The sequence below is a fragment of the Arthrobacter sp. G.S.26 genome (genome assembly GCF_050847375.1).
Classification (GTDB): Bacteria; Actinomycetota; Actinomycetes; order Actinomycetales; family Micrococcaceae; genus Arthrobacter.
Genome location: NZ_CP193752.1, coordinates 2,742,421 through 2,763,312, shown reverse-complemented (window position 1 = coordinate 2,763,312; position 20,892 = coordinate 2,742,421). Strand labels below are relative to the sequence as shown.

Genomic DNA, 20,892 nt, shown 5'->3' with positions numbered 1-20,892 from the left:
TGATGTGCCGGCTGCGCTGAGCCTGAACCAGGCACGGCGGATTGCGCTGGCAGCACAGGGACTTTCGAAAGGGCGGCCCACCGGGCCCGTGTCTTCACGGGCGGTGGGCCGCACCTTTGCCCGGCTGCAGCTGGTCCAGATTGATTCCGTAAACGTGCTCTCCCGGAGCCATTACCTTCCGTTCTTTTCCCGGCTGGGGGACTACGACCGCTCAATCCTGCACAGGATGTCAGGTACACACCCCCGTCGGATGATGGAATATTGGGCCCACGAAGCCAGCTATATCCGGCCCGAGCACTATCCGGATCTTCTCCTGTGGCAGAAGCGTGCCTGGGTTGGTGCTGCCGCCATGGACGCGGAACTGCGCGGTGATGTGTCTGGCCGGATCTTGTCGGCGCTGGCACCGGGCCGGCCAATGACTGCTGCCGAACTGACGGCCAGGATCGGCCACGTCGAGGAAAAATCGACGGATAACTGGGGCTGGAACTGGAATGCCGTGAAACGGGTCCTGGAACACCTCTTTGAGGCGGGGCTGGTTTCGGCCGCGGCCAGAACCGACCAGTTTGAACGCAAGTACACACTGACGTCCAGGGTCCTCCCGCGCGACGGCGGCAAAGCGGTCGATGATCCGGACGCAGCCCTGTGCCGGCTGACGGAAGCCGCAGCGCAGGCCCACGGAATCGGTTCCGTCAAATGCTTCGCGGACTACTTCCGTACACCCATCAAGCCCACAGCCTTGGCGGTACAGCGGCTTGTGGCGAATGGCAGGCTGGAACCCGTCACTGTTACCGGATGGCCGCGGCTGCTGTACCGGCACGTGGATGCAGCCATGCCCCGGAAGGCGGTGGGCCGTGCCCTCCTCAGCCCTTTCGATTCGATGGTGTTCGAACGCCGGCGCCTGGAAGAGCTGTTCGGCTTCCACTACCGGATTGAGATTTACACTCCGGCGCCCAAAAGGCGCTTTGGCTACTACGTCCTTCCTTTCCTCCTTCGCGACGCCATGGTCGCCCGTGTGGACCTGAAAGCCGACCGCGCCGGCGGCCGGCTGCTGGTCCGATCCGCCTTCGCCGAACCAGGCGCGCCGCCGGATACCGCCATCGAACTCGCCGCTGAACTGGGCCTTATGGCCCAATGGCTGGGGCTGGGGGATGTGGAGGTCCAGCCGGTGGGTGATCTGGCGCCGGCCCTGCTGATCGCCGTCGCCAGGATGGTGCGCTGATCCGCTCTGAGGAGAAAAGGCACCGCGGTGGTGTCTCTCACGTAGACTAAAAACGCCAGAATTCGGCCGGCAGCAGACTGGGAGCATCTTCACGTGGCATCACTTATCGAAAAACTTCTCCGCACGGGTGACAAAAAGACACTCCGGCAGCTGAGGAACTATGCCGACTCCATCAATGCCCTCGAGGACTCGTTCAAGACCTTCACGGATGCTGAACTCCGCGAGGAAACTGACCGGCTGCGTGAACGCCATCAGGATGGCGAGAAACTGGACGACCTCCTGCCCGAGGCTTTTGCGGCGGTCCGTGAGGCATCGTCGAGGACCCTGGGGATGCGGCACTTCGATGTCCAGCTGATGGGTGGCGCTGCGCTGCACCTGGGCAACATCGCGGAAATGAAGACCGGTGAGGGCAAGACCCTCGTTGCCACCGCGCCTGCCTACCTCAACGCCCTGGCTGGCAACGGCGTCCACGTCATTACCGTGAACGACTACCTTGCCGAGTACCAGTCGGACCTCATGGGCCGCGTCTACCGCTTCCTCGGCCTCACCAGTGGCTGCATCCTTTCGAACCAGGATCCGGCGGTCCGCCGAGAACAGTACGCAGCCGACATCACCTACGGCACCAACAACGAATTCGGCTTCGACTACCTCCGTGACAACATGGCGTGGGACAGGAACGAACTGGTCCAGCGCGGGCACCACTTTGCCGTGGTGGATGAAGTGGACTCCATCCTCATCGACGAGGCAAGAACCCCGCTCATCATCTCCGGTCCTGCCCAGGGCGACACCAACCGGTGGTACAGCGAGTTCGCCAAGGTTGTCCTGCGGCTGGAGCCCGAGAAGGACTACGAGGTCGACGAGAAGAAGCGCACCGTAGGCGTGCTCGAGGGCGGGATCGAAAAAGTCGAGGATTACCTCGGCATCACCAACCTGTATGAGTCAGCCAACACTCCGTTGATTGGATTCCTGAACAACGCCATCAAGGCCAAGGAACTCTTCAAGCGCGACAAGGATTACGTCATCCTGGACGGCGAAGTCCTGATCGTTGACGAGCACACCGGGCGTATCCTCGCCGGTCGGCGCTACAACGAGGGAATGCACCAGGCGATCGAGGCCAAAGAAGGCGTCGAGATCAAGGCGGAGAACCAGACCCTCGCCACGGTGACCCTGCAGAACTACTTCCGCATGTACAGCAAGCTCTCCGGCATGACCGGCACAGCTGAGACTGAAGCCGCCGAATTCATGAGCACCTACAAGCTGGGTGTGGTGGCCATTCCCACGAACCGGGACATGCAGCGCATGGACCAGGCCGATCTTGTTTTCAAGAACGAAACCGTCAAGTTCGATGCAGTGGTGAAAGACATTGCCGAACGGCACGAAAAGGGCCAGCCCGTCCTGGTGGGTACCACCAGCGTCGAAAAGAGCGAGTACCTTTCCCGCCTGCTGGCGAAGGAAGGCATCCGCCACGAAGTCCTGAACGCGAAGAACCACGCCCGGGAAGCTGCCATTGTTGCCCAGGCCGGCCGCAAAGCCGCTGTCACCGTGGCAACCAACATGGCCGGCCGAGGCACGGACATCATGCTCGGTGGCAACGCCGAATTCACCGCCGTCGCCGAACTGGCCAAGCGTGGCCTTGACCCGGAAGAGAACTCCGAGGAATACGAGGCAGCCTGGCCAGGCGCGCTCGAAGCTGCCAAACAGTCGGTCAAGGACGAGCACGAGGAAGTCCTCAACCTGGGCGGGCTCTACGTCCTGGGCACGGAACGGCACGAATCGCGCCGCATCGACAACCAGCTTCGGGGCCGCTCCGGCCGCCAGGGTGACCCGGGGGAGTCGCGCTTCTACCTGTCCCTGAAGGACGACCTGATGCGGCTCTTCAACTCCGGTGCCGCGGAGCGACTGATGAACAGTTCCGTCCCGGACGATGTGGCGCTGGAGTCCAAGCTGGTTTCCCGGGCCATTGCCTCCGCGCAGGGTCAGGTGGAAGGCCGCAACGCCGAGCAGCGCAAAAACGTCCTCAAATACGACGACGTCCTCAACCGCCAGCGCGAGGCCATCTACAGCGACCGCCGCCGAATCCTCGAAGGGGACGACCTGCACGAAAAGGTGCAGTTCTTCGTGGAGGACACCATAGTTTCGCTCATCGACGCGGCAACCGCTGAAGGCAACGGCGACGACTGGGATTATGCCCAGCTGTGGACCAACCTGAAAACGCTCTACCCCGTAAGCGTCACGGCCGACGACATCATCGAGGAAGCCGGCGGCCGGTCGAGGCTGACCGTTGAGATGCTCAAGGAGGAACTCCTCTCCGACGCACGTGTGGTGTACCAGACGCGTGAAGAGACCATCGGTGCCGAAAGCATGCGCGAACTTGAACGCCGCGTGGTCCTTTCCGTCATTGGCAGGAAGTGGCAGGAGCACCTCTACGAGATGGACTACCTCAAGGAAGGCATTGGCCTGCGCGCCATGGCCCAGAGGGATCCGCTGGTGGAATACCAGCGGGAAGGGTTCCTCCTCTTCCAGAGCATGATGGAAGCCATCCGCGAGGAAAGTGTCGGATTCCTCTTCAACCTCGAAGTTGAAGTCACACCCGCCCAGGACGTTGTGGTGCAGGATGATTCAGGAGCCCACACCGAGCACGTGGAACCCCAGGTCCGGGCGGCCGGACTGGAAGCCCCCGAGAAGCCGGCCCAGTTGCAGTACACGGCTCCCGGCGAAAGCGGCGGCACCGAGACCCGCGTCGAAACCCGGACGTCAGGCCGCTCGGGGAACCCGGCAAAGGCTGCCAACCAGGACGCCGTCAAGCGGACCGCGAAGAAGAAAAAGCGCTGAACCGCAAGGGACATGTGCACCCTTAAGTGACCACGTGAGGCAGGGTCGGACATCATGTCCGGCCCTGCCTCCGTTAGCGGGGCCCACTCAGCCCACCAAAAGTTCGGTGACCCGCCACACCTGCTTGCTGCGCTCAAGCCTGACGGCCACGGCACGGACCCGGACATCGTCGATGACCACCGCGCTTGCCTCGTAGATTCCGTCGCCGACCCCGCAGACCCGGATGGAGCGGACCATCGAGTTCCGGTGCAGCCGGGCCAGGTCTGGATTGCCGGTCCGGACCAGCTCATGCCGGATCAGGGCCGCGCGGTGCTGCAGAGTGGACAGGCACTTCGGGTCGAGCCTGCGGGCCAGTTGGTGGACGGGCCGGATCCCAGCCAGCACCTCCATGGCGGCCTGGACAGTGCCCCGGGCGATGGCCCGCACCTCGGCTGCCTCATCGGCAAACCGCAACGGGGGCGCTTCCGCCCGGCTCCGGGCGTCCGGCCAGGATCCAGGGGGCAGGGTCTTGGCGACTTGCCCGGACGCGGAGTTCTGCTGCAGCCCGTGTCGCTGGGCGCTGAGAGCCTGGGCAGTTGTTCCGATAGCGGCTCGGATGGGGATGCTGGCGGTCATTGGATTTCCCTAGGTTGGTAACGGAGGAGCCGGTCTGGTGCAGGCAGGTCGTCGGAGTCCCTAAGCCGGTCCGGGATGCACCAGCACCTGCCCGGGCAGCAGGTGGTCGGGGTCGGGACCGATTACTGCCCGATTGGCCTGATACCAGCGGGGCCATTCGACGGCAATGTCAGCGTCACTGGCCTCCGGCCCCAGGTGATCTGCGGCGATGTCCCAGAGGCTGTCGCCGGCGAGCACTGTCACGGCAGGGCCTGCCGGTGCCAGGTCCTGCCCCGGCAGGTTGCCGGGGCGGCCGGGGCTACCGGCCAGCAGGCCCGGGCCTTGATGTTGGGCGGCAGGTTGCCAGCCGGGATGGAGTGCTCCCGGCAACGGCGGGGCGGGGGCGCTGATGCCGGGGATTGATGTGCGGCTTTCGGCAGGCTGCCAGGGTGGTCCGGGTACGGCCGCATTTGCTGCGGTCACGGACGCGAGTTGGGCGGACAGGGCGGCAACTGCGAGGCGGCGCATAAAAGCCGGGGAGAGCCAGCCGACCGCTGCAGCCGCCGTGGGCCTGCCGGTTCGTTCCAAGAGGGCGCTGCCGGCCGCCAGAACGAAGGCAAGCAGCCACCAGGCCACCAGCAGGCTGCCCACGGCAGCCGCTGCGACTCCCAGGATGTCCTCGGATCCAGGTTCCTGGTGCCGCGAAGCTGAATCCACCCACTGACCGGCCAGGCCCGCACCAATCACAACGAGGAGAATCCCCAGCAACAGAAGAGTGGCTGCGGCGGCGGTGTCTGAAAGCTGTTGTTGCCGTGGCGAAATCATCATTGAAAGCCCATCCAATGCAGTTTGATGCTGTTTGATAGCGTTAAATGCAGTTTGAACCTGATGAAGTACTTTTGTCCAGTGTCCGAACTGACGGGACCCGGCATTGACCTCCCGCTGGCCCCGTCCTACGCTTTGCGCATGCGGTGGGATGCACTCTTCGAGGACCTTGAAGGCCAGTTGGCCGAACCCGGCCGGCTCGCACTCGATGCTGAAATCAGCGACCGGGTGCGGGCCGAGATGGTAAACATCGCCTTGGCAGACAGGCTCCGCGGCTCGCTGGGCTGTGTGGTTGCGGCACACCTCACCTGCGGCGAAGCAGTGCAGGGAACCCTGCAGCATGCCGGCGCCGATGCCCTGCTGCTGGTAGCGGGCGGGTATCAGATGCTCATCCCTTACGCCGCGGTCGGCAGGTACGTGGGCATTGGCCGGCACTCGGCCGCGGAGGAATCGACGGTCCGCAGGAAAATCGGGCTGGCCCACGCATTACGGAGCCTGGCGCGGGACCGGGAGGAACTGGTGGTTGTCCTGTCGGCGGGTGAGGGTGCGATGCGGCTTGCCGGCGTGATCGACAGGGTAGGAAAGGATTTCCTTGACCTTGCAGCCGTGGCCCCGGGGGAGGCGCGCCGGAGCGGGCGGGTCACTGAGTTTTCCACCATCCCGTTTGCTGCGGTGGCGATGGTCCGGTCGCCCCGAGGGGACGGCTAAGAACCGGGCATGGCGGGTCAGCCTGCAGGGACGGTGCTCAGAGCTGCGCGGCCGAAGCCTCAGGCCTGCTTGGCCTTGGCTTCACGGATCATCCGGCTGGCCTCGGCGTAGCGTTCTTCGATGTACTGCTCAAGCATTTTTTCCTCCACCCGCCATTGGCCGCGACCGCCCACCTGAATGGCTTTGAGCTCTCCGCTGCGGACCAGGGCATAGGCCGCCGGCGAATTTATCTGGAGCTGCTCGGCGACGTCGGCAAGAGTTAGGAACCTGGGCATGGAACCATTTTGCCATCGGGTGGACAGGTTTGCTGCTGTTATCCACAGATCCGCAGTGTTTGGCCGGATCCCTTTCGCCCGGAGGACCTTGCGGCAACAATGAGGAGTCTGAAGACTGCGGCACGCAAGCGCACCGAGGGAGGCACAGTATGGTTGCTGATCCGCCTGTTCCCGTGGCCAGGTTGAAACGTCCCTCTTGGAAGGACCCCCGGTTGCTGGTGGGCCTGTTGCTTGTCCTGGTATCCGTTGCCGGAGTGGTTTTCCTGGTGGGCAGTGCAGACCGGACCACCGAGGTTTACGCCGCCAGGGACGGCATCGCCGTGGGTGAAGCGCTGACTGCCGCCAACGTGGTGCGGGCCAAGGTCCGCCTCGGTGAAACTGAAAAGCAGTACCTCACCGTGGAAGAAGGCCTGCCGGCGGGAGTTGTAGCCATCCAGCGGATCGGCAAGGACCAGCTGATTCCGCGGGGGAGCCTCGGCGCCGTGGACCGCCTTGACCGCAAACCGGTGGCTCTCACCATCCAGGATGCACTCCCGTCCCAGGCTGTGGCAGGGGCCCGGGTGGACGTCTGGGTGGCACAGCCTGACGCAAGGAACGGCTTCGGTGAACCGACACTCCTCTTGAACGCGGCGGAAATAGCGGAAGTAACCACAGGTTCGAGCACGTTGGGCTCCACCCGGACAACAGTCCTGATGGTGTTGGTTCCGGATAGCCGGATGCCGGCGCTGCTGGGTGCCCAAGCCAATGACGCCCGCATCGCCGTGGTCTGGAATCCGGGCGCCGGTCCGTCATGAGTATTCCCGTCGTCACCGTGGGGCGGGCCGGAGATGACCTGGTCGGTGGACTGGAACGGCTGCATGGACCGGTCACCGTCGTCAGGAGATGCGACGGATTGCCTGAGCTGCTGGCGGCCTGCCAGAGTGGACTGGCCCGGGCAGCCATCGTAGCGGAAGGCTCCGAAGGATTGACGGCAACCCTGGTGGACCGGCTCAGTGCAGTCGGAGTGGCTGTCCTGGCCATCACCGACCGCCAGTCGGAAGCGGCCAGGCTCCTGGGACTCGGGGTAGCATCTGCACCCGCCGGGGTGGGGCCTGAGGACCTGTCCGGCAGGATCGCCGAGGCCGTGGCGATGCTGACCCGGTCAGACGCACGCCATCCGGGCGCCAGCTGGACGGCAGACGCAGGTCCTGCCCTGCGACGCCTGCCGGAGCGGCCGGCTGCATCCCGTGAGCCTTCGGCATCGGGACGTGTCCTCGCGGTGTGGGGGCCGGCAGGCGCTCCCGGACGGACCATCGTCGCCACCAACATCGCCGGCGAACTCGCCGGCGAGGGCAAAAAAGTCCTGTTGGTCGACGCCGACACCTACGGTGCGAGCACTGCGGCGGTCTTGGGTCTGCTCGACGAATCAGCCGGGCTGGCCCAGGCCTGCAGGCTTGCTGACCAGGGGGTGCTGGACGCGGAGGCGCTCCGGCGGGCAGCCAGCACCGTTGCGGCACGCCCAGGGACCTTCCAGGTCCTCACCGGCCTTACACGCGCGGACCGTTGGACGGAGGTGCGCGCGTCAGCCCTGACCATTGTCCTTGAACGCGCCCGGCAGCAGTACGAGGTGGTGGTCGTGGACACCGGGTTCTGCCTGGAATCGGACGAGGAGCTCAGCTTCGACTCCATGGCTCCGCGCCGGAACGCGGCTACCCTGCGCACGTTGGAACTTGCTGACACTGTCTACGCCGTTGGAGCCGGCGACGCCGTGGGGGTGCCGCGCCTGGTGCGCGGTCTTACCGAGCTGGAGGCAACGGTGCCCCAGGCCTCCCCGGTGGTGGTGATGAACAAGGTGCGGGCGTCGGCTGTGGGGCGTGGGCCGGAACGGCAGTTGCGCGAAGCCTGGGAGCGGTACGGACCTGCGCTGGATCTTGGGATCCTCCTGCCGTACGACCGCGCCGCAGCCGACGCGGCGTTGCTCGCCGGGGAGCTCCTGATGGAGGCGGCGCCCGAGTCGGCGCTGCGCAGAGCCATCCGCGGAATCGTTTGTGCAGTTGAACAACGAAAACGAAAATCCTCTGTTTTTTCTTCCACACCGCGTCGCAGACCAAACGGCTAGGCTCGGCATAAGAGCTGCAACGGTGCAGTAAAAATCTTGTGATGGAGGCGTGTGTCGATGTCGTCTGGATCCAGCGTGGAGGATCAGCCCCTTTCCACGGAAGGCCTTGAAGGCTTCCTTGGGGACTACTACCAACACCTTGCCGAGGAGGACGCCCGTGGCTATGCCGGCGAAACGCTCGCGGCCAGGGCACAGCACCATCGCGGAGTGGGGGCCAAGCGGCTTCCGGGCCAGGCCATCGTCTCAATCTCCGACGAAGAAGACAGCAGCGTGGTTTTTGTCGTCACGGATGACATGCCGTTCCTGGTGGATTCCGTCAATGCCGAGATTGTCCGGCAGCATGCAGCCATTAAACTCGTCATCCACCCGCTGTTTGTTGCCACCCGCAACCGGGAGAGCGGCGAGCTCGCGAGGGTCAACAAGGTGCCCGCCTCCCTCGGCATCTCCAGCGGCGACACCGCGGCGATGCCCAGCCTGTCCCACCTGATCGCTACGGGCGAGAACGCTTCGCACATGGAGTCCTGGATCGCCGTCGAAATCAACCGCATTCCCGAGGATGCGAAGGAGGCGCTGTTTACGGGCCTTCGGCGGGTCCTGAATGATGTCCGCGCCTCGGTGGAGGACTGGCCCAAGATGCGCCAGAAGGCCCTGCGCATCGCCGACAGCCTGGACGAGGTGGCCAACCCCTCCCAGATCGTTGAGCTCCGCCAGGCCCAGGACCTTCTGCGCTGGCTGGATAACGGCAACTTCACTTTCCTCGGCTACCGCGAATACGATTTGGTGGACGTTGCGGGCGAGGACGTGCTCGAACTGCGTGACGACAGCGGGCTGGGCCTGCTTCGGGATTCAGCCGACTCCCCACACGTCCAGCACCTCACCGACGCCGGGCGGAAGAAGGCCCGCGAGAAGCGGGCCCTGGTGATCACCAAGGCAAACTCCCGCTCCACCGTCCACCGCTCCGCATACCTGGACTACATCGGCGTCAAAAGCTTCGACGCCGCGGGCAACGTCAATGGCGAACGCCGGTTCATTGGCTTGTTCGCGACCAGCGCGTATGCCGGTTCAGTATTGGATATCCCCATCGTCCGGGAAAAAGTCGACGCTGTCCTCCGTAGCGCGGGGTTCCCCGCCGACTCCCACTCCGGCAAGGACCTGCTGGGCATCCTGGAGACCTACCCGCGGGACGAACTGTTCCAGATCGAGGCCGAGGACCTTGCAGCCACGGCGCTGGGCATCCAGAAACTGCAGGAGCGGCGCCGTACCCGGCTCTTCCTGCGGCCCGACATCTACGGCCGGTTCATGTCGGCCCTGGTCTACCTCCCCAGGGACCGGTACACCACCAACGTGAGGCTCCGCATCGAGCAGGAACTGCGGGAAACGTTCCAGGCCGTGTCCATCGACTACGAGGCCCGGATGACGGAGTCCGCGCTGGCCCGGCTTTTCTTCCGCATCCGCCTGCCCAAGGACGCCGATGTGGTGGACATCAACGCCGAGGAGTTGGAGAAGCGGCTGGTCCGTGCTGCCCGTTCGTGGAGTGAAGGCGTCGCGGAGGTCCTGCGGGAAACCCCTGATGTGGACGATGCCAAGATGCTCGCAGCCATCTGGTCCGAGGCGTTCCCGGCAGGGTACCGGGTGGACTACGAGGTGGAGGATGCCCTTGAAGACATCCGCCGTTTTGAAAAGTACGGCGCCGCAGCCGAACGCATTGAGGGTGCCCGGCAGGAACGGCCAGGTGTCCACGTGTACCTGCCTGAGGGTGCCGGGGCAACCCTGGAAGAAGACGCCCGCGTAAAGCTCTACATGCTCGAGCCCAAGAGCCTGAGCCAAATCCTGCCCTTCTTCCACAACCTGGGCCTTGAAGTCCTCGACGAGCGGCCCTTCGAAATTGAAACTGCCGATAACCGCGACTTCTTCCTGTACGACCTTGGCCTGAAATACCCCGCCGGTGTGGATCCGCTGGCCACAGGGGAGCTGCTGGCAGACTCCTTCGGCGCCGCTGTTGGCGGGGCCACTGAAACGGACAGCTTCGACAGGCTGGTCCTGCGCGAAGGTGTCCATTGGCGCCAGGTGACGGTGCTCCGCGCCTACGCCCGTTACATGCGCCAGATGGGCAACACCAGTTCGTTCGGTTTTATGGCCGACACCCTGCTGGCCAATCCAGACGTGACCCACGGGCTCCTGAACCTGTTCGCGGCCAGGTTTGATCCGGCAGGCGGGAACAACAAGCGCACCGAAGCGCAGGACGCCGTGCGGCAGGACCTGTCAGCCTCCATCGAGAAGGTGGCAACGCTCGACGCCGACAGGGTGCTCCGCACCTTCGTTAACCTCATCGAGGCCACGCTCCGCACCAACTACTTCCAGCACAAGCCGCACCTCAGCTTCAAGCTTGACCCTTCGCAGATCGAAGGCCTGCCCTTCCCGCGGCCCATGTTCGAGATCTGGGTTTACTCACCCCGGGTGGAAGGCGTCCACCTGCGCTTCGGCAAGGTGGCCCGCGGCGGGCTGCGCTGGTCTGACCGCCGCGAGGATTTCCGCACCGAGGTGCTGGGCCTGGTCAAGGCACAAACCGTCAAAAATGCAGTGATCGTGCCCACCGGCGCGAAGGGTGGTTTCTTCGCCAAGCAGCTGCCGGACCCTGCAGCAGACCGTGCAGCGTGGATGGCGGAAGGTGTGGAGAGCTACAAAACCTTCATCCGTGGCCTGCTGGACCTTACCGACAACCTCGTCACCGAAGGCGAAAACGAAAGGCTCGTGCCGCCGTCGGACGTCATCCGCCATGACGACGACGATTCCTACCTGGTGGTGGCTGCGGACAAGGGAACCGCCACGTTCTCCGATATCGCTAACGGGCTGGCCGCCGAGTACGGATTCTGGCTCGGCGACGCCTTCGCCTCCGGTGGTTCGGTGGGCTACGACCATAAGGCCATGGGCATCACGGCCCGCGGCGCCTGGGAATCCGTCAAGCGCCACTTCAGCGAGCTGGACCTGGACACGCAGTCCCAGCCCTTCACAGTGGTGGGCGTGGGCGACATGTCAGGGGACGTCTTTGGCAACGGGATGCTGCTGTCCCGCCATATCCGGCTCCTGGCGGCGTTCGACCACCGCCATATCTTCCTGGACCCCACCCCGGATGAGGAATCGTCGTTCGTTGAGCGGCAGCGGCTCTTTGAGCTGCCCCGCTCGTCCTGGGACGACTACGACAAGTCGCTCATCAGCGCCGGCGGCGGAGTCTTCCCCCGCCACGCAAAATCCATTCCGCTTTCCCCGGAAGTCCGGACAGCGCTGGGCCTTCCGGCCGCAACCTCCGAACTCAGCCCGCCGGAACTCCTCCGCGCCATCCTCCTGGCGCCGGCAGACCTGCTCTACAACGGCGGGATCGGCACCTACGTTAAGGCGGCCGGCGAAACCAACGCCTCCGTAGGCGACAAAGCCAACGACGCCATCCGCGTGGACGGCGGGGACCTGCGGGTCAAGGTGGTGGGCGAAGGCGGAAACCTGGGCATGACCCAGCGTGGCCGAATCGAGGCGGCCCTGCAGGGCGTCATTCTGAACACCGACGCGATCGACAACTCTGCCGGCGTTGATTGCTCCGACCATGAAGTGAACATCAAGATCTTCGTGGACCGTATGGTGGCCGCAGGGAAGCTTTCCCGTGAAGAACGGGCCGGATTCCTCGCCTCGATGACGGACGAAGTTGGCCGCCTGGTGCTCGAGGACAACATCGACCAGAACATCCTGCTGCTCAACGACCGCACCCGGGTGGCGGAGTGGAGCCCCAGCTACGAACGGCTGATGGATTGGCTGGAGGTGCGGGCTGAACTTAAGCGTGACCTTGAGGCCCTTCCCACGACGGCAACACTGCGGGAACGGCTGCAGCAGGGGCAGGGCCTGACCTCACCTGAGCTGTCGGTCCTGGCCGCGTACGCCAAGATCGAACTCGCCTCCGCCCTGCGCGAGAGCGACCTGGCGGATGATCCGTGGTTCCGGCAGACCCTGCGGGCCTATTTCCCGCAGCAACTGCGGGAACGCTTCGACGATGAACTGGATACACACCCCCTGCGCCGGGAAATCATCGCCACGGTTGTAGCCAACGACATCATCAACCTCGGCGGCATCACCTTCGCGTTCCGGGTCATGGAGGAGACGTCGGCCAGCGAGGTCGCCGTAGCAAAGGCCTTCGTAGCACTCCGTGAGGTTTACGGGCTGGACGCCATGGTGGCGGAACTGAACAGCCTGCCGGCCTCGTTCCCAACCGAGCACTGGAGCGCCGTGCACCTCGACGTGCGGCGGCTCCTGGACCGCGCCGTCCGGTGGCTGCTGAGCCAGGGCGGGGTGTCACAGTCCATCGCTGATGTCATAGCCGAGTTCAAGCCCCTCGTGGAGCCCATGCGGGCACACCTGCTGGACTACCTCCAAGGCAGCGACCGCGACCGGGTTTCCGGTTGGCTGGACAAAGCCCGCGAGTGGGACCTCCCCGAAGGTCTCGCGCTGCGGTGGGCCGAACTGTTCGAAAGCTTCGTGCTGCTGGACATCGCCAAGATCGCAAGGCTCCGTGAAGATTCGGTGGCGGACATTGCCGCGGTCTACTACACGGTCTTCAACCGCTTCCACGCAGACTCGCTGCTGGAACGGATCAGCAGCCTTCCGCGCCAGGACCGGTGGCAGGCCCTGGCCCGGGCAGCTTTGCGCGATGACCTGTACTCCACAGTCTCGGACATGACGACGGCGGTGCTGGACGCCACCCCCGCGGGTGGGAAACCGGAAGCGCGGCTGACGGACTGGGAGACACAGAATGCCGAACAGCTGGGCCGGGCAAAGAGCATGTTCGACGAGGTCAACTCGCTCGAGGCCGATGATATGGCTTCACTGTCGGTAGCATTGAGGCTCTTGAGGTCAATCGTCCGACGCTGATAAGCAGGCGTCGCAACTGGAGGTGCAGTGGCAATCTTTACGGACCCCATCAGGGAACATGCTGATTTCGGGCCGGGGGATGCGGAGTGGCTGCACCTCCTGGTGGGGGACTGGCAGATGGTGGCGGACCTGGCGTTCGCCGACCTGGCACTCTGGTTCCCCCACCCTGACCACGGCTATGTCGCTTTGGCGCACGTCCGGCCCTCCACCACGCACACGGTGTTCCATGGGGACTTCGTGGGCGAGGGGATCCGGTCTGACCTGCAGCCCCTGGTGGACAAAGCCTGGCACAGCCGCACCATCGAGCGTTCCAGCGAAACCAACTGGAGCAGCGACATGGCGTTGCGCGTCGAAGCGGTTCCAATGGTGCGCAATGGGCGGACCCTCGCCGTCGTCACCACGCACATGGACCTGTCCAGCTCGCGCATGCCGTCCCGCCTGGAGCTGACCTACCGCCAGTGCGCCTATGACCTGCTCCGGATGGGGACGCTGGGCCTGTGGCCTGATTTCGCCTCACCTACCGGCTCCCGCCGCGGTGCGCCGCGCGTTGGCGACGGACTGATCAGGCTCGACGCCGAGGGCATCGTTCAGTACGCCAGTCCCAACGGCGTATCGGCTTTCCGGCGGCTGGGTGACGGCGAATCGCTGGAAGGCCGGTCGCTGGCGGAGGTGACCGCGAGCCTGCTGAAGGACCGGCGCATGGTGGACGAGACCCTGCCCCTGGTGGTCACGGGCAGGATGCCCTGGCGCAGCGAAATCGAGTCCCGCGGCGTAAGCCTGTCCCTCCGGGCCATCCCGCTGCGCGATGAGCAGCAGCGGTTCGGCGCCCTGGTCCTTTGCCGCGACGTGTCCGAGTTGCGGCGCCGCGAAATGGAGCTTGTCACCAAGGACGCCACCATCCGGGAAATCCACCACCGGGTCAAAAACAACCTGCAGACCGTGGCGGCGCTGTTGCGGATGCAGTCCCGGCGGATGGTCAGCGATGAGGCGAAGCAGGGCCTGGAGCAGGCCATGCGCCGGGTTGCCACCATCGCCCTGGTCCATGAGACGCTGTCCCAGGGCCTGACGCAGAGCGTCGACTTCGACGAACTGATCGGCCGCCAATTCCGCCTCTCGGCGGAGGTTGCCTCCCCATCCCAACAGGTCAAAACCGAGCGCTCCGGAACGTTCGGAGAACTGCCCAGCGATCTTGCAACGCCGCTTGCCCTGGTCATCAACGAACTCGTAACCAACGCAGTGGAACATGGGCTGGCCGGCAAGGCTGGGACGGTTTGGCTGATTGCGGACCGGACGGACGGGGACAACGGCGAAGAAATCACGGTGACCATCGCCGACGACGGGGTGGGACTTCCCGAGACGCCGCACGTTGAGGGACTGGGACTGCAGATTGTGCGCACCCTGGTGACCAGCGAGCTGGGTGGCAGCATCGCGTGGCTTCCCCGCGACGGCGGCGGAACCGCGGTCCAGATCCTGTTGAGCCTCGAAGGCAAATAAGCCCCTCGCGTTACCCGCGGCGGCGGGAACGCAGAAGCCCCGGTGGCAACCTTGTTAGGTTGCCACCGGGGCTTCCGGATAAAGCCATGGTTGGGGACCGAGGCCCCGCGGGATCAGGAGGCGCGGCGGGCCCTGGCTGCGCGGCGCTTAAGGGCACGGCGCTCGTCTTCACTCATGCCGCCCCACACGCCGGCGTCCTGGCCGGACTCAAGGGCCCATTGCAGGCAGGTGTCCACCACCGGGCAGCGACGACACACGCTTTTGGCCTCCTCGATCTGCAGGAGGGCAGGTCCCGTGTTTCCCACGGGGAAAAAAAGTTCCGGGTCCTTTTCGAGGCACGCTGCGCGGTTACGCCAATCCATGCTGATCAGTCGCTCCAATTCTGGGAAAAGCTCTTGTGAAATTATTCACTAAGCGCTACAAAGGAAAAGGGCCCGGCAGGGCCCCGTTGGTCATCTGAATCCAGCCTGTCATGTTAACGCTGTGTAAACAAGGGGTAATAACGCTTGATATCCCGGGAACGCTGAGCGATACATCACACTGTGGGGGCAGGCCCGCACCACTGTCCGACTATGTCCGGTAGGGTGCCAGTGTGTCAAGACCCCCCGCACCGCCACCAGAGCCCGCCGTCCCCGCGGAGGAACCGGACAGCCGCCCGGATTCCGCTGTGGGAGACATGACCCTCCACCGCCCCCGGGCCGTCCTTGTGGTGGCCGGTATCGTGGCCGCCGAGGCCACCGCACTGCTGGTGGCCGCAGCCTGGTACGGCTACCAACTGTTCTCCGGCAGCCCCGTGCTTTCTTTCTGGGGAGCCGTGTTCACGCTGGGGCTGATGCTGGCTTTTTCGGCATGGCTTTACGCCACGGCGGTTTTCCTGAGCCGCGGCTACCGCTGGACCCGGGCCGCCGCCCTGGTGGCACAGCTATTTGTCCTGGTCATCGGATTTCCGAGCATCAGTGGTGGGGTAGTGATCCCCGGCCTGTTGATGGTTATCCCGGCGATCATTGCCACCTTGCTCCTTTTCAGCAGCAAAGTCATTGGCTTCGCGACCCGGACCGGGAACCCGGCGCCCACCCTCTGACGGTCCTGACGGTCCTGACGGTCCTGACGGTCCTGCCCAGGCCACCTGGACAGGGCGGGAACGTCCGTTGGACACCAGGACCGCCCGTCCTGGCGGGGGCCTGTCCTCGAGTTCGAAACGGATTCCCAAAAGATCCCCGTCCGCCAGGCTCCGCGGCGACAACAGCAACGCGGTTCCAGCGGCCCGGACGTCCGTGGCGAGCGGAAACCGGTGCATCAGCAGGGGGCTGAACCGGGCCGTAAAAACCACTGCGTAGCCCAGGGTGTGCAAGGCTGTCAGATCCGCCAGCGCAGCGGCCGGCAGCAGGTCTGCGTCATCGGCCAACAGCACGGTACTGCGGGGGAGCCGGCCCGTGCCCGCCTCCGCCAGGGCGCGCTGGAGCCTTGGAGTTGCGTCGGCATCAGCGGCCAGCTGCAACCACCGGTCCGGGGCCGGATTCAGTGCCTGGATGGCAGCCAGGACCGCTGACTTGCCGCTTCCCTGCCCGCCCAATACCGCCAGCACGCCGCCGGGCGGGAGCGGCAGAGAGGCGGGAGCCAGTTCGTCGCCGCCGATTCCAAACACCAGTGATGGGCCTGCGGCCGCCGTGCCGGCAGCTGCAGCGTACGGGTGCGGCCCAGGAAACCGGGTCCGAACCTGACTGACCGTCACCACGGCAGGCAAAGGTTCCACCTTGAAGGGACGCCGTTCGACCTGTGGCGCCACCGGCGTTCCGGGCGACCCAACAAATACCTGGCATACCGCAGCGTTGCTGCCGGCCACGGGCCCGAAAGCCACAGCCCGCCCCCTGGCGGCCGCGACGGCGGGCAGTCGCGGCCAGGCCAGGCGGCCTTCCTCCGTGGAACCGGCAGGGAAAAACAGCCTGTTGGGCAGCGCCCCGAAAAACCTTGCAGTCACCAGTTCCCGGCCGCCGGAAACAATGATGGTGATCGCTGCCTGCGAGCCATCCCGGACCAGGTCGTGAACCAGCTCTTCGGCCCACGCCAGCGGACCGGCACGGAACGCCGAAACCCAGGATCCCCAGCCGGTAATGACCAACACCAGTGGCGTGCCGGATTCTTCTCCGCCGAGCCTGCGGGCCATCTCCTGGTGCAGCAACTCGAGGACCCGGACGGCATGGCGTGCCTCATGCAGGCCGGCGTGGGCACCCGTCCGGTCATCGCCGGCCCGGTGGCGGAAGGCGCCAACGGCGTCGAGGTAGTACAGGTGGCTCTCCTGTGGGTGCGAGGCAAGCCCTATCACTGCAAGTTCCAACGCATCCAACGCTCCGGAACCGGGTCCGCCCAGCAGGGCCAGATGGCTGTCCAGGGCCGGATCCCACACCAAAGGAATGACCTGCTGTTCCGCCGGCAGGTCCAACAGTCCCAGGCCAACGGGCCGGGACTGCACGCCGGATTCGGATCCGGCGCCTGCAGGTTCCCGGCCGCCACGCCACGGCGGGACGACAGGCCGCTGATTGTCGATTACGGGCTCCTGGACCAACAACGGCAATGGCGCTGCTACCGGCCGCCTTGGGGGCGCCCCGTTCCAGCTGGCCCACAGGTCCCTGACCAGGGCCACCAGTGGAGCTGCTGCGCGGGCAGGGGTGGGCGCAGCGTCAGGTTCACCGGAGCCGGCGCCGGGATGTTCCAACTGATCCACCGCCCGCCGCACCCATAACGGCGGCGTTGCCCGACCCGTAGCGCTGGTTGCGGTTTGAAACTCCTGGATGCATTCACTGCCCCGGGCCAGGAATGCCCGGCCCGGTAAGCCGATGCCGATGGCGGCGGCCGCCGGGGATCTGATGATCTCCATCGATTCCATCTCCGACTGGACACGAAGGGCGATGCTGGACGTGACATTGGCCCGGATGTCCGCGGTGAGCGCACCCTGGGGCCGCTGGGTGGCCATCACCAGGTGCAGGCCCAGCGACCTGCCAACGGCAGCGATCCGCATCAGTTCACGGAGTACCTCGGGTGCATCGTCGACCAGCATCCGGAACTCGTCGATGATAATCACCAGGTGGGGGAGCGGCGGATCCCCCGGTGCGGGCAGGAAGGCGCCGAGGTCCGGGACGCCCGCAGCGGCGAGGACCCGCTCACGGAACCGGACTTCGGCACGCAGGGAGGCCAGCGTCCGATCCAGTTCGTGGCTCGAGAGGTCGGTCAGCAGACCCACGCAGTGAACCAGCCCGGCCAGGGGACCCAGGCCGGATCCGCCCTTGAAATCAATAAAAAGAAAAGTGACCCGATCCGGCGGATACGTGAGGGCCAACGCCAGGGCCAGCGTCCGCAGCAGCTCCGACTTGCCTGATCCCGTGGTCCCGGCCACCAACAGGTGGGGGCCGTCCGCTTCCAGGTCAAACCCGCACGATCCTTCCGGTCCCAGCCCCAGCGGAACTGGAAGCCCGGCCTGCCCGGCACCGGATTTCCAGCGGAAGGCCGTTTGGCCGGCGGAGGTCGGAACCAGCGCACTGAGTGGGCAGGCCGCCGGTGTTGGCTGCGTGCCCGGATCCGGACGCATCGGAGCCGCTGCTGACTGACGGCAGAAGCGGCTGAAAACAGACTCTGAGGCCAGGTCCGGGACAAATTGCAGCCGCCGCGGGCCTGACTGCACGGTGGAGCCCCGCCCGGAGAGGATCACAGTGGAATCGTCCGGGCCTCCTGCCGGAAAGAACTGCAGGACGCGCCAGCCCCGGCGCAGAGCCTCACCAGGCAGTCCATCGCCGGTGCTGTCTTCGGCTGGGTCTGCCGGTGAACCAAGGACCAGGAAAACGCCGGCGCCGCCATTCCGGGACAACGCATCCAGGCATGCAGGCGTGGTGGCGGTCAGGGCCACCTGTGGCAGATACCGCGCGGCCAGGGGCAGCAGCGAAGCGGGACCGTGGACAAGCACCCGGGCATTGCGGCCCCGCGGGTACCCCGTCAGCTGCATCAGGAACGACCGGCACATCCCCAGGACGAGGTCTCCGGGCCCGCGGATGGTTGCATGCCGGATACCCGGGTCCAGGGACACGGGGACAGTCCCCGCTGACGGGATGCGGGCACCGGGAACAGGCGGTTCGATCAGGACATTTGCCGGCCGCCGGGCCAGGCCCAGCCGGAGCCACAGGCCGTCCGGCGGCGGATCGTCAGAGGTCCCGGCAGCCTGCCGCGCTGCCAGTGCCACCAGGGACAGGGCCGGAGCGGACTGCACCCGCCGCTGCCGGTCCTGTTCCACGGCCGACCGGACGGCCGCAGACAGTTCGCGCCTGTAGCGGCGGGAAGCTGCCACCGGAAGGGCGACGGAGACCGCGGACACAGCAGAAAACGCCAAAAACAGCCACATCCCGGTGAAAGCCGAGAGGCCGACCCCCACCACAAGTGGCAGGAGGGCAGGCAGCAGCAGGGCCCTGCTGAACGGTTCGCTCCGGCCGGGGACAACCAAGGGCATTTGCACGGAAAGCCCGGCATCCGACAGCGGCGCCTGTGGCACATCGACGAAAACGAGGGACATGGTGGTGTTGCCGCACCGGATGCCCGACGAGGTGGACACCGTCGCCCGGTTGACCTGCACACCGTCAACCTCGGTGCCGTTGGCACTGTCCAGGTCGACAAGAACGATGTCTGTGTCCGTGACAACCAGCCGGGCATGTTCGCGGGAAAGGTCAGGGTCCGGGATGGAGATCCGCGCATGGTCGCGGCCGATGGTGTAGGTTCCCCGCCGCAGGGGTATCAGGGTGCCGGCGCCGGGTCCGCTGTGCACTGCGAGTGTCAGTGACGCCGGTGGCAGGCCATGGCTGCCGGGCCGCTGGGCACCCCGGCCCTGCTGGCGGTCCGTGGGGTACCTTGCTCCGCAGGCCACGAGCACCGCCCCATTGACCAGGGGTGGCGTTCCAACGGCCAGGGAGCCCAGGTCCTGTCCCGCCACCGTCACCCCGGCCACGGCATAGGACGCCGCGAGGACTGGGAGCAGGTCACTGCCGGGAGTCCCCGAAGGGGCTGCAACGGTCAGCTCCAACGGTTCCGTTGGCACCGCTGAGCCGGGGCGGCCCACCAAGGTGAAATGCAGTGTCATGGTTGTGGTCCTTACCTCGTTGCCACCACGCTAGCCAGCAGGCTTCCCGCCGTCGCGGCTGCGGGTTTCCATGTGGAAAAGTGCGGATGTCAGCGGGCGTCCGGTCTCGCCGGTGGCATCCGCCTCGGTTAGGATCGCTACACCATCACCTCCGTCCGTTTGGAAAGCAGGCGCCTCCCGTGAGCACCGTAGCCGCCAGCGCAGACGTCTCCGCGGATGCCCTGATCGGTGCCGGGACAAAAGTCTGGCATCTGGCCCAGGTCCGGGAGGCTGCACGTGTGGGGGAGAACTGCGTTGTGGGCCGGGGGGCCTACATCGGCCCCGGAGTGGTGCTGGGCAATAACTGCAAGGTCCAGAACTACGCCCTGGTCTACGAACCGGCAGTGCTGGCGGCCGGTGTTTTCATCGGCCCGGCAGTTGTGCTGACAAATGATGTTTTCCCCCGCGCAGTAAACCCCGACGGCGGCCTGAAGACTGAGGACGACTGGCACAAGGTCGGCGTCACCATCCTGGAAGGCGCCGCTGTGGGTGCCCGCGCCGTCTGCATCGCCCCGGTGACCATCGGGGCGTGGGCCACTGTGGCAGCAGGCGCCGTTGTCACCAAAGATGTGCCGGACTTTGCCTTGGTCGCAGGGGTCCCGGCACACCGGATCGGGTGGGTAGGGAAAGCCGGGCAGCCGCTGCGGCTGGAGGGACAGGACTGGGTTTGCCCGATCACCGGAGCGCATTACCGGGAACAGGACGGGACCCTGCGGGAGGCCTGATCGCGGCGCCGTGCGTGCCGCCGATATTGGTTGGCTTCATACCCCCTCAGGTACGC

The 20,892-nt window shown here is 65.6% G+C and carries 13 protein-coding genes and 1 pseudogene; 9 read left to right on the top strand and 5 right to left on the bottom strand.

The window, feature by feature from the left end; all coding sequences use genetic code 11:
• Positions 1–4 precede the first annotated feature (4 nt).
• Together ACRB8A_RS12630 and secA are read left to right on the top strand one after the other, a co-directional pair.
• Positions 5–1,219 (top strand): winged helix-turn-helix domain-containing protein, encoded by a 1,215-nt coding sequence (locus tag ACRB8A_RS12630; RefSeq protein WP_285240731.1) that lies wholly within the window; start codon positions 5–7, stop codon positions 1,217–1,219.
• Positions 1,220–1,312: 93 nt separating this feature from the next.
• Positions 1,313–4,051 (top strand): preprotein translocase subunit SecA, encoded by a 2,739-nt coding sequence (secA, locus tag ACRB8A_RS12625; protein ID WP_056597179.1) that lies wholly within the window; start codon positions 1,313–1,315, stop codon positions 4,049–4,051.
• 87 nt (positions 4,052–4,138) lie between these two features.
• On the opposite strand, the gene ACRB8A_RS12620 is transcribed toward secA, so the two are convergent.
• Positions 4,139–4,666, bottom strand: a complete 528-nt coding sequence (locus ACRB8A_RS12620) for an Rv3235 family protein (RefSeq protein ID WP_056597181.1) — start codon at positions 4,664–4,666, stop codon at positions 4,139–4,141.
• A 60-nt stretch (positions 4,667–4,726) separates the two neighbouring features.
• Entirely contained in the window at positions 4,727–5,473 is a 747-nt protein-coding gene (locus ACRB8A_RS12615) for a LysM peptidoglycan-binding domain-containing protein (protein WP_056597182.1), read from the bottom strand.
• A gap of 78 nt (positions 5,474–5,551) precedes the next feature.
• On the opposite strand from ACRB8A_RS12615, the gene ACRB8A_RS12610 reads away from it, so the two are divergent.
• On the top strand, positions 5,552–6,178 hold the full coding sequence (locus ACRB8A_RS12610) for a hypothetical protein (RefSeq protein ID WP_327019591.1): 627 nt from the start codon (positions 5,552–5,554) through the stop codon (positions 6,176–6,178).
• A 59-nt stretch (positions 6,179–6,237) separates the two neighbouring features.
• On the opposite strand, the gene ACRB8A_RS12605 is transcribed toward ACRB8A_RS12610, so the two are convergent.
• Complete coding sequence (locus ACRB8A_RS12605) at positions 6,238–6,453, bottom strand: helix-turn-helix domain-containing protein (protein WP_050685601.1); 216 nt, start codon at positions 6,451–6,453, stop codon at positions 6,238–6,240.
• Between the two features lie 149 nt (positions 6,454–6,602).
• Here ACRB8A_RS12605 and ACRB8A_RS12600 point away from each other — a divergent pair, with 149 nt between their 5' ends.
• The 4 genes from ACRB8A_RS12600 to ACRB8A_RS12585 are packed head-to-tail and all read left to right on the top strand — an operon-like array spanning position 6,603 to position 14,956.
• Entirely contained in the window at positions 6,603–7,247 is a 645-nt protein-coding gene (locus ACRB8A_RS12600; RefSeq protein WP_050685602.1) for a hypothetical protein, read from the top strand.
• A complete protein-coding gene (locus ACRB8A_RS12595) occupies positions 7,244–8,551 on the top strand; it encodes an AAA family ATPase (protein ID WP_432244823.1) in 1,308 nt (435 codons plus the stop codon). Before ACRB8A_RS12600 ends, ACRB8A_RS12595 begins: the two co-directional genes overlap by 4 nt.
• Before the next feature lie 57 nt (positions 8,552–8,608).
• Entirely contained in the window at positions 8,609–13,462 is a 4,854-nt protein-coding gene (locus ACRB8A_RS12590) for an NAD-glutamate dehydrogenase (RefSeq protein WP_432244822.1), read from the top strand.
• A 27-nt stretch (positions 13,463–13,489) separates the two neighbouring features.
• On the top strand, positions 13,490–14,956 hold the full coding sequence (locus ACRB8A_RS12585) for a sensor histidine kinase (protein WP_050685605.1): 1,467 nt from the start codon (positions 13,490–13,492) through the stop codon (positions 14,954–14,956).
• A 113-nt stretch (positions 14,957–15,069) separates the two neighbouring features.
• Here the strand turns inward: ACRB8A_RS12585 and ACRB8A_RS12580 are convergent, their stop codons facing one another.
• Positions 15,070–15,318, bottom strand: coding sequence for a WhiB family transcriptional regulator (locus ACRB8A_RS12580; RefSeq protein WP_015937605.1), 249 nt, complete (start codon positions 15,316–15,318; stop codon positions 15,070–15,072).
• Between the two features lie 230 nt (positions 15,319–15,548).
• Here ACRB8A_RS12580 and ACRB8A_RS12575 point away from each other — a divergent pair, with 230 nt between their 5' ends.
• Positions 15,549–16,037 (top strand): hypothetical protein, encoded by a 489-nt coding sequence (locus tag ACRB8A_RS12575; RefSeq protein WP_432244821.1) that lies wholly within the window; start codon positions 15,549–15,551, stop codon positions 16,035–16,037.
• A gap of 1,815 nt (positions 16,038–17,852) precedes the next feature.
• Here the strand turns inward: ACRB8A_RS12575 and ACRB8A_RS12570 are convergent.
• Positions 17,853–20,072: pseudogene (locus tag ACRB8A_RS12570) on the bottom strand (FtsK/SpoIIIE domain-containing protein); the annotation flags it as partial.
• Positions 20,073–20,251: 179 nt separating this feature from the next.
• Between ACRB8A_RS12570 and ACRB8A_RS12565 the strand changes: the two are divergent.
• Entirely contained in the window at positions 20,252–20,836 is a 585-nt protein-coding gene (locus ACRB8A_RS12565; RefSeq protein WP_285240733.1) for an acyltransferase, read from the top strand.
• Positions 20,837–20,892 lie beyond the last annotated feature (56 nt).

Coding starts and splice junctions, on each gene's coding strand:
- ACRB8A_RS12580 (WP_015937605.1), bottom strand. CDS start 15,318: ATGGATTGGCGTAACCGCGCAGCGTGCCTCGAAAAGGACCCGGAACTT.
- ACRB8A_RS12590 (WP_432244822.1), top strand. CDS start 8,609: ATGTCGTCTGGATCCAGCGTGGAGGATCAGCCCCTTTCCACGGAAGGC.
- ACRB8A_RS12605 (WP_050685601.1), bottom strand. CDS start 6,453: ATGCCCAGGTTCCTAACTCTTGCCGACGTCGCCGAGCAGCTCCAGATA.
- ACRB8A_RS12620 (WP_056597181.1), bottom strand. CDS start 4,666: ATGACCGCCAGCATCCCCATCCGAGCCGCTATCGGAACAACTGCCCAG.
- ACRB8A_RS12595 (WP_432244823.1), top strand. CDS start 7,244: ATGAGTATTCCCGTCGTCACCGTGGGGCGGGCCGGAGATGACCTGGTC.
- ACRB8A_RS12615 (WP_056597182.1), bottom strand. CDS start 5,473: ATGATGATTTCGCCACGGCAACAACAGCTTTCAGACACCGCCGCCGCA.
- ACRB8A_RS12600 (WP_050685602.1), top strand. CDS start 6,603: ATGGTTGCTGATCCGCCTGTTCCCGTGGCCAGGTTGAAACGTCCCTCT.